Raw genomic sequence first — 15,639 nt, forward strand, 5'->3', positions numbered from 1 at the left:
ACTGGAGCTTCGATGACTTCGTACGTAGCCGCGATCGACCAGGGCACCACGTCGACCCGCTGCATGATCTTCGACCACTCCGGCCGGGTGGTCGCCGTCGACCAGCGGGAACACGAGCAGATCTTCCCGAAGGCAGGCTGGGTCGAGCACAACGCCGAGGAGATCTGGGAGAACACCCGGGCCGTCGCCGCGGGCGCGCTCGCCAAGGGCGACCTGGTCGCGAGCGACATCGCCGCGGTCGGCATCACCAACCAGCGCGAGACCACGCTGGTCTGGGACCGCACCACCGGCAAGCCGGTGTACAACGCGATCGTCTGGCAGGACACCCGCACCGACAAGATCGTCGCCGACCTCGGCGCGCTCGGCGGCGGGCAGGAGCGCTACCGCGCGAAGGTCGGCCTGCCGCTGGCGACCTACTTCTCCGGCCCGAAGATCAAGTGGATCCTCGACAACGTCGACGGTGCCCGCGCGAAGGCCGAAGCCGGTGACCTGGTCTTCGGCAACATGGACACCTGGGTGCTGTGGAACATGACCGGCGGGGTCGACGGCGGCGTGCACGTCACCGACCCGACCAACGCGTCGCGGACCATGCTGATGGACCTCGACACGCTGACCTGGGACAGCGAGATCGCCGAGGAGATGACGATCCCGCTGTCGATGCTCCCGGAGATCCGGTCGTCTTCGGAGACCTACGGCAAGGTCCGGGAGAAGGGCGCGCTGGCCGGGGTCCCGATCTCGGGCATCCTGGGCGACCAGCAGGCGGCGACCTTCGGGCAGGCGTGCCTTTCGCCGGGTGAAGCCAAGAACACCTACGGCACCGGCAACTTCATGCTGCTCAACACCGGCACCGAGAAGGTCATGTCGGACAACGGGCTGCTCACCACGGTCTGCTACAAGATCGGCTCGAACGACACGGTGTACGCGCTCGAAGGCTCGATCGCGGTCACCGGCTCGCTCGTGCAGTGGCTGCGGGACAACCTCGGCCTGATCGGTTCGGCGGCCGAGGTCGAGCAGCACGCCCGCACCGTCGAGGACAACGGCGGCGCGTACTTCGTGCCGGCGTTCTCGGGTCTTTTCGCGCCGTACTGGCGTTCCGACGCCCGCGGCGCGATCGTCGGCCTCACCCGGTTCGTCAACAAGGGGCACATCTCGCGGGCGGTCCTGGAGGCGACGGCCTTCCAGTCGCGCGAGGTGATCGACGCGATGAACGCCGACTCCGGTGTGCCGCTGAAGTCGCTGAAGGTCGACGGCGGGATGGTCGTCAACGAGCTGCTCATGCAGTTCCAGGCCGACATCCTCGGCGTGCCCGTGATCCGGCCGGTGGTCAACGAGACCACCGCGCTCGGCGCCGCCTACGCGGCCGGTCTCGCGGTCGGGTTCTGGGAGAGCGAGGACGACATCCGCAACAACTGGGCGCAGGACAAGCAGTGGGACCCGTCGATGGACGAGGCCCGCCGCGAGTCCGAGTACCGGAACTGGAAGAAGGCGGTCACGAAGACCTTCGACTGGGTCGACGAAGACTGACCTGCGTTTCGCGCGTGAAGGCCCCCTTCCCTCGGCTGAGCCGAGGGAAGGGGGCCTTCACGCGCTTGGCGCATTCACTTGGCGCATTCAGAGGACTAAACGCCGCCGCCGGTTTGCGGAGCACCGGCGGGCGTGACCTTCACCTGGGGCGGCTTGCCCGGCGTGCCGCACGGCTTCGTCAACGCGGCCGGGGCGACCCGTGCCGAACTCGACGACGGCGCGCTGCTGGACGGCGGTTGGCTGCTGGACGGAGGCTTGCTGCTCGACGGCGGCGTGGTGGGTGTGGTCGTCTTCGGCGGCGGGCAGACGATCTCGAACTCGGCGGTCGCCGTCCCACTGGCGCCGGGCCGGCCCGGCCAGCCCTCACAACGGAAACTCGCCTTGAACTTGCCGCTCTTCGCCGCGGCTTTCCCGTACCCGGCATGGTTTCCCGAGCCCGGGCGTCCGCCGAGCGTGACCGGACCGGTCAGGCCCGCCGACGTCACGGCGGTGAACGTGCCGAAGCAAGTGGCGCTGAATCGCAGCTCCTCCCCCGGCAGGACCTTCGCCGGGCGGACCGACAGTTCCGGCGGCGGCGCGGTGGCCGACGCCGGAGGAGCGAGGAGCACTCCCGCCGTCATCGCGAGCAGACCGGCGCTCGCGACGATTCCCTTCATTCCCATGATCTTTCTCCCTCGATGCGAGCCCTCGCATCGAGAACACCATCGGGAAGGGGAATCGGTTGCCTTCAGCGCGTGAGCAACCGGGCGAAAACGATGATGTTGTCGAGATAGTTGCGCGACGCCTTGTCGAAGACCCCGCCGCAGGTGATGAGCCGCAGTTCCGGCTCGGCGGTGTCGCCGTAGACGGCGTCGGTGGGGAACTTGTCCTTCGCCACCCGCTCGACCTTCGTCACCGCGAACTCCGCCGTCGTGCCGTCCTTGCGAGCGACCGAAATCCTGTCGCCGGGCGCCATTTCCTTCAGCCGGAAGAAGATGCCCTTCTGCTGGTTCCCGTCGACGTGCCCGAGGATCACCGACGGCCCGACCTCCCCCGGGGTCGGCCCGTGCACGTACCAGCCCGCCTGCAACGGCTGGGTGATCGGTGGCACCTCGATGGTGTTGTCCGCGTTGAGCCCGAGCGGGATCAGGCTGGACTTCGCCTCGATCTTCGGCACGTCGATCGACACGGGATCGGCCTTCGGCATCCCGGCGGACGTTTCCGGCTCGGCACTCGGCTCCACCGAGGCCTGCCCCGCACTCACCGGAGGGGCGGCTGTCTCCCTTGGACCGGACAAGACGATCGCCAGTGTCGCCAGGACCGCCACCAGGACGACCGCGAGCACCAGCGGTGCCCGTCGCCACCATTTCGCTGTCATGTCCACCTCCCGCGGCACGCCACTCCTGACAAACGCCGCGCCCGGCCGGACGGTTGCCCCGGCCGGGTCACGAAGTCAGGACGCCATGCTGCCGTCGCCCGCGTGAGCGGCACCGGAAGGCACCGCGCTCACCTGGCGGGGAGGAACGGTGAACGTTGCCGTATAAGACTTTCCGTTGCAGTCGACGGTCAGCGGATAGCTGCCGGGCGCCGTGCCGTCCTTGAGCTCGACCTCGGCGCTGACGTTCGCCGGAACCCCGATGAGCGGGCCGTAGTCGTACTTCCCGATGCTCAGCACCGGCGAGGAGAACGTCGTCGACGCCGGAGCCTTCAGCCCGTCGCCGCCGGGGCATCGCGCCAGCGCCACGTTGGAGTCGCCGTGGACGTACTTGTTGACGAGCCCGAGTTCGTAGGCGGTGTCGTCGTTGAGCTGCACCGTGACCCCGGGATCCGGCTCGGGCTGCTGAGCGAAACCGGCGGGCGACCCCGCCAGCACCGTCGCACCGATCGCCACCACTCCGGCGAGAACCCTGCGAATCACGGAAAACCCCTAGCTGTCAACGAAACCCCGACACGCGCTAGACGCGGGCGCCCCCGCGCTGGTTGCTTCGCCGGGCGCGATCAGTCCAAGTCGTCGTGGCGCATCAACTGGCGGCCCGCCTCGGTGATCGATCCCGACAGCGACGGGTACACCGAAAATGTCAGTGCCAGATGTTCCACTGTGAGCTGGTTCTGGACGGCGAGCGCGATGGGAAGGATGAGCTCGCTCGCCGTCGGCGCCACGACCACCCCACCGACGACCACGCCGGTGGCGGGGCGGCAGAACAGCTTCACGAAACCGCGTCGCAGGCCTTCCATCTTCGCGCGGGCGTTCGTCGCGAGCGGGAGCATGATGGTGCGGGCGGGCACCTCACCCGAGTCGATCGCCTGCTGGCTGATGCCGACGGTCGCGATCTCGGGGTGGGTGAACACGTTGGCGGCGACGGTCTTGAGCTTGATCGGCGCGACACCCTCACCGAGCGCGTGCCACATCGCGATGCGGCCCTGCATGCTGGCGACGGAAGCGAGCATGAGCACCCCGGTGCAGTCGCCCGCGGCGTAGATGCCGGGCGCGCTGGTGCGGGAAACGCGGTCGACGCCGATGAAGCCGCCGGGGCCGGGCTCGATGCCGACCTTCTCCAGGCCGATGTCGGTGGTGTTGGGCACCGAACCGACGGTCATCAGCGCGTGGCTGGCTTCGATCACGCGGCCGTCGGAGAGGTGGATCTCGACGCCCTTTTCGGTGCGCTCGACCTTGTCGGCGCGAGCCTGCTTGACGACCGTGGTGCCGCGCTGCGAGAAAACCTCTTCGAGCACGGCGGCGGCGTCGGCGTCCTCGTGCGGGAGCACGCGGTCGCGGCTGGACACGACGGTGACCTTGACGCCCATCTCGGTGTAGGCCGAGGCGAACTCGGCGCCGGTGACACCCGAACCGATGACGGCCAGGTGCTCGGGCAGCTCGCGCAGGTCGTAGAGCTGGCGCCAGTCGAGGATGCGCTCGCCGTCCGGCACGGCGCCGGGCAGCACGCGCGGGGTGGCGCCGGTCGAGATGAGGACGACGTCGGCGTCGAGCACCTCGGTCGAGCCGTCGGGGGCGGTGACGGCGACCTTGTGCGTGGCTAGGCCGGTCTCTTCGTCGTCGAAACGGGCCTGGCCGATGACGACGCGGACGCCCTCGCGCTGGACCCGGGCGCGGATGTCGGCGGACTGCGCGAGCGCGAGGCCCTTCACCCGGCCGTGGACGGTCGGCAGGTCGACGCTGGTGTCGGCCATGTCGGTGTTGATGCCGAGCTCGCGGAGGTCGTGCATGTTCGCCAGCGCGCCGGAGGAGGCGATGAACGTCTTGGACGGGACGCAGTCGTAGAGCACGCACGCGCCGCCCAGGCCGTCACGTTCGACGATCGTGACGTCGGCTCCGTGCTGTGCCGCGACCAGTGCCGCTTCGTAACCGGCGGGGCCTCCGCCCATGATCACGATCTTGGTCACTGGTCTCCTCCTCGCAGCGGTGTCTGTGACTGCGTTTACCGTACGCGGGCGACCGTTGGGCGGATTGAGTGGCCGGACACGGCATGTGCGTCCAGCCGGGTGACCGCCGGGTCGCTAGGCTGTGGCCGTGCCGTTGTATGCCGCGTATGGATCCAATATGGAGCCCTCCCAGATGTTGGAGCGCGCTCCCCACTCGCCCATGGCCGGCACCGGCTGGCTGGAGGGCTGGAGGCTGACCTTCGGGGGCGAAGACCTCGGCTGGGAAGGCGCGCTGGCGACCATCGTCGAAGACCCGGGCTCCCGGGTCTTCGTGGTGCTGTACGACGTCACCTCCCTGGACGAACCCAACCTCGACCGCTGGGAAGGCGGCGAGCTGGGCATCCACTCCAAGATCCGGCTCCGCGTGCAGACCATGGACGGCTCCGTGCTGGCGTGGCTGTACGTCCTGGACGCCTACGAGGGCGGCCTCCCGTCCGCGCGGTACCTCGGCGTGCTGGCCGACGCGGCCGAGGCCGCCGGCGCCCCCGCCGACTACGTCGACGCCCTCCGCACCCGCCCCTGCCAAGGCATCTCCGGCTGACCCGCGAGTTACGCCCCCAATCACGCGAGTTACGCCTTCAATCACGTGAGTTACGCCCCCAATCACGCGAGTCGCGCCGTACGACGCTCGAACGCTCCGCGTAACTCCGCCAGCAACCGCTGTGGATCCCGCAGATCAGCCGCTGTCGCGCGGATCGTGATCCACCCGCGCGCCGCCATCCGGGCGTCCCGCTCCGCGTCGTAGTCCTTCCTGCCCTCATGTGCTGCGTAGCCGTCGTACTCCAGGGCGATACGCAGCTCAGGCCACGCCAGGTCGAGCACGTACAGCTTTCGCCCATCGATGGTGGTCACCTCGTACTGGGCGACCGGAACCGGCAGTCCGGCCTCCACGACGATCAAGCGAAGAATGCTCTCCGACGGTGATTCGGCCTCGCCCGTCGCGTGCGCGAGCAGCATCTGTGCCCTGTGGATACCTCGCCGGTCCCGGCGGTCGAGGATGCGATCCCGGACGTTGGCGCGCAGGACTCCCCGGTGGTCCGGCGCGAGGTTGTGCAGCGCCTCTTCGAGCGCGGCGAACGCTGTTCGCTTGTCGCCGTCGCAGAGGTGGTCGGCCAGCGCGTGGTCCAACGGGAACACGGGAAGCCCGTCCAGTTCGAGCACGTCGGCCGGGTGGAATTCCGCCCGGTGCACCATCAGCCCAGACCTCGATTGGACTCGTCTCGAGTAGGGCACGGTCAGGTGGACGACCGTGCTGTCGGCAGCCGAAATCCCATGCAAGGCAAGAGAAGTAGCGCCGGAAAGCACCGCTGGTGGCCCGACCGCGAGCAGTGCCGCCTGCGCCAGAGTCGGCAACTTGAGCAGATCTGCCGCGTGGACTATCACGCCTCGCCAAGGCTGAGCCAGCACACCGCGCTCCAGCCCTTCGATGACGGCACGCCGCCCCAAGATCTTGTCGGCCTCGCTACGCAAGACCGCCCCATGTAGTCCTCCCCAGTTGATCACATCTTCGAGAATCGGCGACGGGATCAGTCTTGAGAAGGGCACGTTTCCCGAGCTGTGGATAACTCGGTCAGCCTGTGGACAACTCTGTGCACGGGTGTTCGGGTCCGACAGGACCGAACACCCGTGCACAGGGACGTAACTCGCGTGATTGGGGCCGTAACTCGCGTGATTGAAGGCGTAACTCAGGCCAGGGTGGCCAGGGCGGTGTGGACCAGCGTGCGGACACCGCACAGCAGCGAACGCTCGTCGAGGGTGAAGGTCGGGCGGTGGATGTCGGCCATCGGGCCTTCACCGGACCAGACGCCGAGGCGAGCGAAGGCGCCCTGGACGTGCTCCAGGTACCAACCGAAGTCCTCGCCGCCGGACGACTGTTCGGTACCGGCCACGGCGGTCTCGCCCAGCGCGGCCTCGACGCCGGCCCGCATCAGCGCGTGCGACTCCGGATCGGAGACGACCGGCGGCACGCCGCGGCGGTAGTCGAGCGAGAACCCGACCCCGGTCGGCGCGAGCAGCGACTCCACCGAAGCCGCGACGAGCGGCTCCAGCATCGTCCAGACCTCGTGGTCCGCGGTGCGGAGCGTGCCGCGCAGCACCCCGTCCTGCGGGACGGCGTTGGCGGCCTGCCCGGCGTGCACCGCGCCCCAGACCAGCACGGTCCCGGATCGCGGGTCGACGCGGCGCGAGAGCACCGCGGGCAGCGACGTGATCACGGTGCCCAGCGCGTGCACCAGGTCCGCGGTCAGGTGCGGCCGCGAGGTGTGCCCGCCCGGCGAGGTGAGCCGCAGCTCGATGAGGTCGGCGGCCGAGGTCAACGCGCCTTCGCGCAGGCCGACCTTGCCGACCTCGAGCCGCGGGTCGCAGTGCAGCCCGTAGATCCGCTCGACGCCTTCCATCGCGCCCGCCGCGATCATGTCCAGCGCGCCGCCGGGCATGACCTCCTCGGCGGGCTGGAAGATCAACCGCACGCGGCCGGGCAGCTCCGGCGCGCCCGCCAGCGCCCGCGCCGCGCCCAGCAGGATCGCGGTGTGCGCGTCGTGCCCGCACATATGCGCGGCGCCGTCGGTCTTGGAGGCGTACGGGAGCCCGGTGGCCTCGGTCAGCGGCAGGGCGTCCATGTCGGCGCGCAGCGCGACGCAGCGGTCGCCGCTGCCGATGTCGCAGACCACGCCGGTGCCCGTGGGGAGCACCCATGGCTTGAGTCCGACCGAGCGGAGCAGGGACATGACCAATTCGGTCGTGGCGAACTCGTGGCGGGAGAGCTCCGGGTGCGCGTGGATGTGACGGCGCCACGCGACGACGTCGGTGGCGTTCGCGCGGAGCCAGTCGTCGAGCCAGAAGGGGCCGCGTCCGGCACCAAGGTCATGCACAGGTGCCATGCTGACGCCGGCCTCGGAAATCAGCGCGGTGGGCGCCTCTATAGGGGCAACGACGCGACCCTCGGGGTCGCCTGGAATGTCCGGACGTGAATCGAGCACCGTCACGCCGCACCTCCTCCCGCGACACTGTCACCTTCGTCTACCACCGTACGAGTGGTCGCTGAAGGCACGCTGGGTGCCGTTCGATCTGTGATACGCATTTGCGGTAGATCGTGCACCATGCAGATGACAAGCCGCTCGTCGAGTGATCGAGGCGGAGACGGCCGGTAGTGGATCTGCGATGAACGGCTGCGAGAGTTCGGCCCGGGCTAAGCGGAGAGTCCTTCTACTTACCGGTAGCGGTTCAGGACTTCTTCTTCTTGGAACGCGCGCGCCTGCCGAGGATCACCAGACCGAGCAGGATGGCCGCGGCGACGCCCGCGATGATCTTCCGCTTGGTCTCCTGGCTGTTGGCCTTGTCGGTCTCGGCGGGGTCGAGCACCGGCCCCGGAGGCGCCTGAGACGGCACCTCGTGCACGCCCGCGGCCTGCGCGATCACCGGCGCGGATGCCTGGATCTCCGAGAACGGCGCAGCCTGCGCGACAGGCGCGCAGACGACCAGCCCGGCGGCGACGAGCCCGGCAAGCTGCCCGAGACGAGACCTTTTCGGCATGACTCCCTTTCGACGGCGTGGCGCGAACCCGATTCTGCACTCTGCCGGGTTCCGGCGTCAGCCGCCACGCGGAGGACCGGAGAACGCCTCCAGAATCCGTTGCGCGGCCAGCGTCGGCGTCAGTTCACCGTCCCGGACCGCCCGTTCGACGTCCGGAACGACCGCTCGCACGTCCGGATGCGAAGCGAGCCGTCCGAGTAGCTGCTCGCGGACCATCGACCAGGTCCACTCCACCTGCTGCCGCCGTCGCCGTTCGTCCAGTTCACCCGAAGCGGTCAAGACGTCGCGGTGGCGGCCGATTTCGGCCCAGACGTCGTCGAGTCCGACGTCGGTGAGCGCGCTGCAGGTCAGCACCGGGGGCGTCCACTCGGCGTCGCGCCCGTAGATCATCCGCAGCGCGCCGGCGAGCTCGCGGGCCGCGCGTTTCGCGTCGCGTTCGTGGTCGCCGTCGGCCTTGTTGACCGCGATGACGTCCGCCAGTTCGAGGACACCCTTCTTGATGCCCTGCAGCTGGTCGCCGGTGCGGGCCAGGGTCAGGAACAGGAAGTGGTCGACCATGTTCGCCACGGTCACCTCGGACTGCCCGACCCCGACGGTCTCGACCAGCACGATGTCGTATCCGGCCGCTTCCATCAGCACGATCGTCTCGCGGGTCGCCCGCGCGACGCCGCCGAGCGTGCCCGAAGTCGGCGAAGGGCGGATGAACGCCTTCGGGTCCACCGCGAGGCGCGCCATCCGGGTCTTGTCGCCCAGGATCGAGCCGCCGGTCCGCGTCGACGAAGGGTCGACGGCCAGCACGGCGACCTTGTGCCCGGCCCCGGTCAGATCCGTGCCGAGCTGGTCGATGAAGGTCGACTTGCCGACACCGGGGACGCCGGTGATGCCGACGCGCCGCGCACCGCCCGCGTGCGGGAGCAGCTCGACCAGCAGCTCCTGCGCCTGCGCCCGGTGGTCCTCCCGGTTGGACTCGACGAGCGTGATCGCCCGGGACAGCAGGCCACGGTCACCCGCGAGGACGCCTTTGGCGAGCGCCCCGACGTCGATCTTGCGCGGCAAGGTTCAGGACTCCTGGGCGGTCAGCTGTCCGATGAGGTCGATCGCCGCTTCGGCGATCACCGTGCCGGGGCCGAAGATCGCCGCCGCGCCCGCCGCGCGCAGCTCTTCGTAGTCCTGCGGCGGGATGACGCCGCCGACCACGACGATGATGTCCTCGCGGCCCTGCTCGGCGAGCTCGGCGCGCAGCGCGGGGACCAGCGAAAGGTGCCCGGCCGCCAGCGACGAGACGCCGATGACGTGCACGTCGGCCTCGATCGCCTGCCGCGCGACCTCGCCGGGCGTGGAGAACAGCGGGCCGACGTCGACGTCGAAGCCGATGTCGGCGAAGCCGGTCGCGATCACCTTCTGGCCGCGGTCGTGGCCGTCCTGGCCCATCTTCGCGACCAGGATCCGGGGACGGCGGCCCTCTTCCTCGGCGAACTTCTCGACCAGTTCGCGCGCCTGCTCGACGTTCTCGGCCTTGCCGACCTCCTCGCGGTACACACCGGAGATGGTACGAATCTGGCCGGAGTGGCGCCCCCAGATCTTCTCCAGCGAGTCCGAGATCTCGCCGACGGTGGCCTTCGCCCGCGCCGCGTCGATGGCCAGCGCGAGCAGGTTGCCGTCGGACTCGGCACCCGCCGTGAGCCGCCGCAACGCGTCCTGCGTGGCGTCCTCGTCGCGCTCTTCGCGCAGCCGCCGCAGCTTCTCCAGCTGCTGCGCGCGCACACCGGCGTTGTCCACTTTGAGCACGTCGATCTGCTCGTCGTCGGTGACCTGGTACTTGTTGACGCCGATCACCGGCTGGCGGCCGGAGTCGATCCGCGCCTGCGTCCGCGCCGCCGCCTCTTCGATGCGCAGCTTCGGGATTCCGGCGTCGATCGCCTTCGCCATCCCGCCGGCCTGTTCGACCTCGGTGATGTGGCCCCACGCCTTGCGCGCGAGGTCGTAGGTCAGCTTCTCGACGAACGCGCTGCCACCCCACGGGTCGATGACGCGCGTGGTGCCGGATTCCTGCTGCAGCAGCAGCTGCGTGTTCCGCGCGATGCGCGCGGAGAAGTCGGTCGGCAGCGCCAGCGCCTCGTCGAGGGCGTTGGTGTGCAAGGACTGCGTGTGTCCCTGGGTCGCCGCCATCGCCTCGACACAGGTGCGGACGACGTTGTTGTAGACGTCCTGCGCGGTCAGCGACCAGCCCGACGTCTGCGAGTGGGTCCGCAGGCTCAAAGACTTTGAGCTCTTGGGCTCGAAGCCCTTCACCAGCTTCGCCCACAGGAGCCGCGCCGCGCGGAGTTTCGCGACCTCCATGAAGAAGTTCATCCCGATCGCCCAGAAGAAGGACAGCCGGGGCGCGAACTTGTCGACGTCCAGCCCGGCTTCGACCCCGGCCCGGATGTACTCGACGCCGTCCGCGAGGGTGTACGCCAGCTCCAGATCGGCGGTCGCCCCCGCCTCCTGCATGTGGTAGCCGGAGATGGAGATCGAGTTGTACTTCGGCATATTCCGCGAAGTGAACGAGAAGATGTCCGAGATGATCCGCATCGACGGCTGCGGCGGGTAGATGTAGGTGTTGCGGACCATGAACTCCTTGAGGATGTCGTTCTGGATGGTCCCGGCCAGTTTGTCCGGCGTGACACCCTGTTCCTCGGCCGCGACGACGTACAGCGCGAGCACCGGCAGGACGGCGCCGTTCATGGTCATCGAAACGCTCATCTTGTCGAGCGGGATGCCGTCGAAGAGCTGGCGCATGTCGTAGATCGAGTCGATCGCGACGCCAGCCATGCCGACGTCACCGGCGACGCGCGGGTGGTCGGAGTCGTAGCCGCGGTGCGTCGCGAGGTCGAAGGCGACCGAAAGGCCCTTCTGCCCGGCGGCGAGATTCCGGCGGTAGAAGGCGTTCGATTCCTCGGCGGTGGAGAAACCCGCGTACTGACGGATGGTCCACGGCTGGTTGACGTACATCGTCGGGTACGGGCCGCGCAGATACGGCGCGATACCCGGATACGTGCCGAGGAAGTCCACTCCGGACAGGTCGTCGGCGGTGTAGACCGGCTTGACGCCGATGCCTTCGGGCGTCTCCCAGGCGAGGGCGTCGGGCCCCTTGCCGGTGGCGGCGTGCAGCGCTTCGGTCCACTGAGGACGGCCGGCGGGCTCGGGGCCGCCCAGCTCGATTCCGGCGAAGTTCGGGATGGTCATCACTGCACTCCGAGCTCGGTCAACGTGCCGGTCAGGATTTCCAGGGCGTCGCAGCCCGTGTACAGGTAGCCCGTGACGTCCGGGTGGTCACCGGGTTTTCCGGCGAGCAGCACCGACGTGGCACCGGCTTCCTTCAGTGCCTTCGCGACACTGTCGGCTTCCTCCGCGTAGGAGGTGTTGCTTCCGCAGAGGCAGGCGATCTTCGTTCCGCTGGCCCGGAATTCCGCTACGACGGCTGGGATGTCCTTGGGCGCGCCGGGGTTCACGGCCTCGATCCCGCCCGCCTGGAACAGGTTCGCCGCGAAACTCGCCCGCGCGGTGTGCGCCGCGACCGGGCCCAGCGTGGCGAGGAAGACGCGAGGACGGCTCGGCTGCGCGTCCGCCCGGTCCCGCAGGGCCTCGAACGCTTCGGCGTACCGATGCCGGGGCAGGCCGCCGCCCGGCAGGTCTTCGACGGCGTCGCGGACGACGGTTTTCTCCGTCAGGTTGGGGAATTCGCTGACGCCGGTGATCGGATCACGGCGGGTCGCGAGCCGCTTCGACCGCTTCTCCCAGGTCTCGGCGAGCCGTGCGGCGAGCGCGCCGGAGGCCAGTTCGGCCTCGATCCCGCCCGCCGCCTCGATGGCGGTGAACTCGCGCCACGCGGCCTTGGCCAGGTCCTCGGTGAGGTTCTCGACGTACCAGGAGCCGCCGGCCGGGTCGATGACACCGGCCAGTTTGGACTCCTCCAGCAGCACGGCGTGCGTGTTGCGCGCGATCCGCGCGGAGAACGCGTCCGGCTGGCCGATCGCGGCGTCGAACGGGAGCACGGTGATCGCGTCCGCGCCGCCGACCCCGGCACCGAAACAGGCGAGCGTGGTCCGCAGCATGTTCACCCACGGGTCGCGCTGGGTCAGCATCGCGGGCGAGGTGACCGCGTGCTGCCGCATGCCGGACGCCTTGCCGCCGGAGACCTCGGTGACGCGCGCCCACAACCGCCGCGCGGCACGGAACTTGGCGATCGTGAGGAACTGGTCGGCGGTGGCGGCGATCCGGAATTCGATCTGCGCGGCCGCGGTGTCGACGTCCAGCCCCGCTTCGGTGAGCGCCCGCAGGTACGCGACACCCGCGGCGATGGTCGCGCCGAGTTCCTGCGCGTCCGAGCCGCCCGCCTCGTGGAACGGCAGGCCGTCGGCGACGATCGTCCGCACCTTCGGGTGACTGACGGCGACCCGCGCCGCCAGTTCCGCGGCGGGGGCGAGCGGATGCGCCGAACCGGTGCGCGCGGCCGACCCGATCGGGTCGGCGCCGAGCGTCGCGGTGACCGCGCTCGCCGGGATCTCGCGTTCGGCGAAAAGGGCGAACAACTCGTTCGCGGCGGCTTCGTACTCGTCACCCGCGTCGAGGACGACGGGTGCGAGGTCGATGTAGACCTCGTTCAGCACGTCGCCCAGATCGGCGACGGGTACGCCATGCGCACCGGCGCGCAGCCAGATGGAGCTGACGCCGCCTTCGAGGTCGGCGAGGATCGCGGCGTTCGTGGCCTTGGCGTCACGGCGCGCGTACCGGGCGCGGACGTCCCAGCCGGTCGTCACCGCGCCCTCGGGCCGGGCGCTTCTCACGAACGGCGGAAGACCGGGGAAACCCGTCCCCTCGACGGCGTCTTCGGCGGTGTAGAGCGGCTGGATCTCCAGGCCGTCGTACGTCCGGGTGACGAGCTTGCTTTCGGGCAGGCCGTCGAACGACTCGTCGATGGCGCCGCTCTTGCGCAGCACTCCGGCCACGAGTTCCCGCCACTGGTCCCGGCTCGCTTCCGGGAACTCCGCCGCGAGCTCCAGCTCCTCGGGCGCGTCGGGCTCGCCGCGGGTCGGCACTGACTCCGTCTCGGCCACTTCCGTCATAGCCACCGATGCTAACGGCCCACAAGTGGCGTCACCTGTGACGCTAGTCGCGCCTGAGGGGCCGGCCCGGGCGGCGGCGTGGTGGGTCGTGAGTGGCGATTCGGGTTCTAACCCGAATCGCCACTCACGACCACCTGGACCGGCTCCGTACCGGTGTTCCAGTGGCTTCGTTCACTCCGACAGGGCACGGCGCATGGGTCCCGCACACGGGCATACGACACAATTGGGCCGTGCCGTCCGACACCCCCGAGCCCAGCGAGAGTCCCGGCGACGAGAAGCGAGTGGTCGCCGGCCGATACCGGTTGCGCTCGGTCATCGGATCAGGGTCGATGGGCACGGTCTGGTCGGCCTACGACGAGTTCCTGCACCGTCCCGTCGCGGTCAAGGAGGTCCGCCTCCCGCCCGGCGTCCCGGCCTCGCAGGCCGACGAGCTGCGCGAACGGACCCTGCGCGAAGCCCGTGCGATCGCCGTTCTGAGTCACCCGAACGTGATCATCCTGCACGACGTCGCGCGCGAGAACGACGAACCGTTCGTGGTCATGGAGCTACTGCCGTCGCGCAGTCTCGCGCACATCCTGCGCGACCACGGGCCGCTGACGGTGGAGCAGGCGGCGGCGGTCGGTATCGCGGTGGCGTCCGCGCTCGAAGCCGCGCACGCCGCCGGCATCACCCACCGTGACGTCAAACCGGGCAATGTCCTCGTCGCGGGTGACGGCCGCATCAAGCTCACCGACTTCGGCATCGCGCGCAACGTCTCCGAAGCCACCATGACCAGGACCGGGATGATGCTGGGCTCGCCCGCCTACATCGCGCCCGAGGTCGCGTCCGGCGGCGCCGTCGTCCCCGCCGCCGACCTGTGGGGTCTCGGCGCGACGCTGTTCGCCGCCATCGAGGGCTCGCCGCCCTACGACGCCGACGGCGACCCGCTCGAAACGGTCGGCAAGGTCGTCAACGGGAAGGTGCCGAAGCCCGCCCCCGGTCCGCTGGCCGACGTGATCGGCGCGCTCATGAAGAAGGAGCCGTCGAAGCGCATCACCCTGCGCGAGGTGCGGCGACGGCTGTATCCGTTGCAGGCCAAGACGCTCATCGACCTCTTCCCCGCCGAGCTGTTCCACACGCCCGATGGCAAGAAGACCACCGCGCATCTCGACGCGACCGACACCCAGGTGATCAAGCCGGTCGCGCCGGAGAAGCCGGGCGAGGGCACGAGTTCCGAACTCGCCGCCGACCCCGGCCCGCTGCCGTTCCTGAACCAGCCCGCGCCGGCGCCTCCCGTCGAACTCGCGCCGATGCCGACCGTCACGCCGGCCCCGCCTCGCCCGCCTGGCCGGTCCACCGTGGCCACGGTGGTGCTGGCGCTCGCGTCGGTCGTCCTCTTCCTGCTGGCCGCGGGCGGCGGATTCGTGCTGGCCAGGGCCGTCGGCGGGCAGGACCTGCGGCCACCGGAGAAGGTGCAGCAGGGCGACACGATCGTCACGCAGCCGCCGCCGAAACTGATCACACAGCAGGGTGACGCCAGCACGGTGAACGGCCTCAAGGGCGGCCGGTTCAGCATCGGTGTCCCGGAAGGCTGGCTGAAGTTCGTCGCGCCGCACGTCACGCGAGGGGTGCCGAGCACCGTGGTCCAGTACGTCTCGCCGGACGGCCGCCAGGTCATCCGGGTCGAGCGGCTGACCGGTTTCCTGGCCGACAGCCCGCCGCCCGCCTACTTCGGCTGGCTGAAGAGCCAGCATCCGGAGATCGCCCCGATCGGCGACCCCGCCACCGTGCCCGGCCGGGGCGAGGGCAGCCAGCGGTACACCTACCGGACGACCGAGCGCGCCGCCGGGGGCCGCGACGCCGTGAACGAGAGCATCACGCGCACGACGTACATGGACCTGTTCGCCGGCGGCACCGATCTGTGGATCCTCTCGGTGACGTCGCCGATCGAGCAGGAGAACTCGGCGAAGACGGGGATCTTCGAGCCGGTGGCGCTCTCGTTCATCGTCGACGGCTAGCCCGATCTCGCGTGATCGAACACGGAACTCGCGTGTCTGAAGCCGTAACTCGGAGTTCG

Annotated in this window: 13 protein-coding genes; 3 read left to right on the forward strand and 10 right to left on the reverse strand. The window is 69.6% G+C overall.

Features of this window, described 5'->3' with window-relative positions; translation table 11 throughout:
* Positions 1 to 12 precede the first annotated feature (12 nt).
* Positions 13 to 1,524: a glycerol kinase GlpK gene (gene glpK, locus NQK81_RS18290; protein WP_257489131.1), complete on the forward strand. Its 1,512-nt coding sequence runs from the start codon at positions 13 to 15 to the stop codon at positions 1,522 to 1,524.
* A 95-nt stretch (positions 1,525 to 1,619) separates the two neighbouring features.
* Here the strand turns inward: glpK and NQK81_RS18295 are convergent, their stop codons facing one another.
* From NQK81_RS18295 to NQK81_RS18310, 4 genes are all read right to left on the reverse strand, one after another.
* Positions 1,620 to 2,186 (reverse strand): hypothetical protein, encoded by a 567-nt coding sequence (locus tag NQK81_RS18295; protein WP_257489132.1) that lies wholly within the window; start codon positions 2,184 to 2,186, stop codon positions 1,620 to 1,622.
* 65 nt (positions 2,187 to 2,251) lie between these two features.
* Positions 2,252 to 2,881 (reverse strand): class F sortase, encoded by a 630-nt coding sequence (locus NQK81_RS18300; RefSeq protein WP_257489133.1) that lies wholly within the window; start codon positions 2,879 to 2,881, stop codon positions 2,252 to 2,254.
* 75 nt (positions 2,882 to 2,956) lie between these two features.
* Positions 2,957 to 3,397: a hypothetical protein gene (locus NQK81_RS18305; protein WP_371878907.1), complete on the reverse strand. Its 441-nt coding sequence runs from the start codon at positions 3,395 to 3,397 to the stop codon at positions 2,957 to 2,959.
* 104 nt (positions 3,398 to 3,501) lie between these two features.
* The gene (locus tag NQK81_RS18310; protein ID WP_063272373.1) at positions 3,502 to 4,905 is read right to left on the reverse strand and encodes an NAD(P)H-quinone dehydrogenase; all 1,404 of its coding nucleotides are present in this window, start codon (positions 4,903 to 4,905) and stop codon (positions 3,502 to 3,504) included.
* A 127-nt stretch (positions 4,906 to 5,032) separates the two neighbouring features.
* Between NQK81_RS18310 and NQK81_RS18315 the strand changes: the two genes are divergently transcribed.
* Entirely contained in the window at positions 5,033 to 5,485 is a 453-nt protein-coding gene (locus NQK81_RS18315; RefSeq protein ID WP_185927259.1) for a gamma-glutamylcyclotransferase family protein, read from the forward strand.
* Positions 5,486 to 5,547: 62 nt separating this feature from the next.
* On the opposite strand, the gene NQK81_RS18320 is transcribed toward NQK81_RS18315, so the two are convergent.
* The 6 genes from NQK81_RS18320 to NQK81_RS18345 all read right to left on the reverse strand — a co-directional run bounded on the left by NQK81_RS18320 (position 5,548) and on the right by NQK81_RS18345 (position 13,583).
* Positions 5,548 to 6,390 (reverse strand): DUF559 domain-containing protein, encoded by an 843-nt coding sequence (locus NQK81_RS18320; RefSeq protein WP_257489788.1) that lies wholly within the window; start codon positions 6,388 to 6,390, stop codon positions 5,548 to 5,550.
* 239 nt (positions 6,391 to 6,629) lie between these two features.
* Positions 6,630 to 7,928 (reverse strand): amidohydrolase, encoded by a 1,299-nt coding sequence (locus NQK81_RS18325; protein WP_257489134.1) that lies wholly within the window; start codon positions 7,926 to 7,928, stop codon positions 6,630 to 6,632.
* A gap of 238 nt (positions 7,929 to 8,166) precedes the next feature.
* Positions 8,167 to 8,475, reverse strand: coding sequence for a hypothetical protein (locus NQK81_RS18330; protein WP_126735222.1), 309 nt, complete (start codon positions 8,473 to 8,475; stop codon positions 8,167 to 8,169).
* A gap of 57 nt (positions 8,476 to 8,532) precedes the next feature.
* On the reverse strand, positions 8,533 to 9,531 hold the full coding sequence (meaB, locus tag NQK81_RS18335; RefSeq protein ID WP_257489135.1) for a methylmalonyl Co-A mutase-associated GTPase MeaB: 999 nt from the start codon (positions 9,529 to 9,531) through the stop codon (positions 8,533 to 8,535).
* Positions 9,532 to 9,534: 3 nt separating this feature from the next.
* Positions 9,535 to 11,703 (reverse strand): methylmalonyl-CoA mutase, encoded by a 2,169-nt coding sequence (scpA, locus tag NQK81_RS18340; RefSeq protein ID WP_126735224.1) that lies wholly within the window; start codon positions 11,701 to 11,703, stop codon positions 9,535 to 9,537.
* On the reverse strand, positions 11,703 to 13,583 hold the full coding sequence (locus NQK81_RS18345; protein WP_257489136.1) for a methylmalonyl-CoA mutase family protein: 1,881 nt from the start codon (positions 13,581 to 13,583) through the stop codon (positions 11,703 to 11,705). The genes scpA and NQK81_RS18345 overlap by 1 nt, the downstream gene beginning before the upstream one ends.
* A 230-nt stretch (positions 13,584 to 13,813) precedes the next feature.
* Between NQK81_RS18345 and NQK81_RS18350 the strand changes: the two genes are divergently transcribed.
* The gene (locus NQK81_RS18350; protein ID WP_257489137.1) at positions 13,814 to 15,580 is read left to right on the forward strand and encodes a serine/threonine-protein kinase; all 1,767 of its coding nucleotides are present in this window, start codon (positions 13,814 to 13,816) and stop codon (positions 15,578 to 15,580) included.
* Positions 15,581 to 15,639 lie beyond the last annotated feature (59 nt).

It is taken from the genome of Amycolatopsis roodepoortensis (genome assembly GCF_024628825.1).
Classification (GTDB): Bacteria; Actinomycetota; Actinomycetes; order Mycobacteriales; family Pseudonocardiaceae; genus Amycolatopsis; species Amycolatopsis roodepoortensis.

Bases quoted from the DNA above. Each gene is read 5' to 3' on its own strand.
- scpA (WP_126735224.1), bottom strand. From the start codon at position 11,703: ATGACCATCCCGAACTTCGCCGGAATCGAGCTGGGCGGCCCCGAGCCC.
- NQK81_RS18295 (WP_257489132.1), bottom strand. From the start codon at position 2,186: ATGGGAATGAAGGGAATCGTCGCGAGCGCCGGTCTGCTCGCGATGACG.
- glpK (WP_257489131.1), top strand. From the start codon at position 13: ATGACTTCGTACGTAGCCGCGATCGACCAGGGCACCACGTCGACCCGC.
- NQK81_RS18330 (WP_126735222.1), bottom strand. From the start codon at position 8,475: ATGCCGAAAAGGTCTCGTCTCGGGCAGCTTGCCGGGCTCGTCGCCGCC.
- NQK81_RS18300 (WP_257489133.1), bottom strand. From the start codon at position 2,881: ATGACAGCGAAATGGTGGCGACGGGCACCGCTGGTGCTCGCGGTCGTC.
- NQK81_RS18345 (WP_257489136.1), bottom strand. From the start codon at position 13,583: ATGACGGAAGTGGCCGAGACGGAGTCAGTGCCGACCCGCGGCGAGCCC.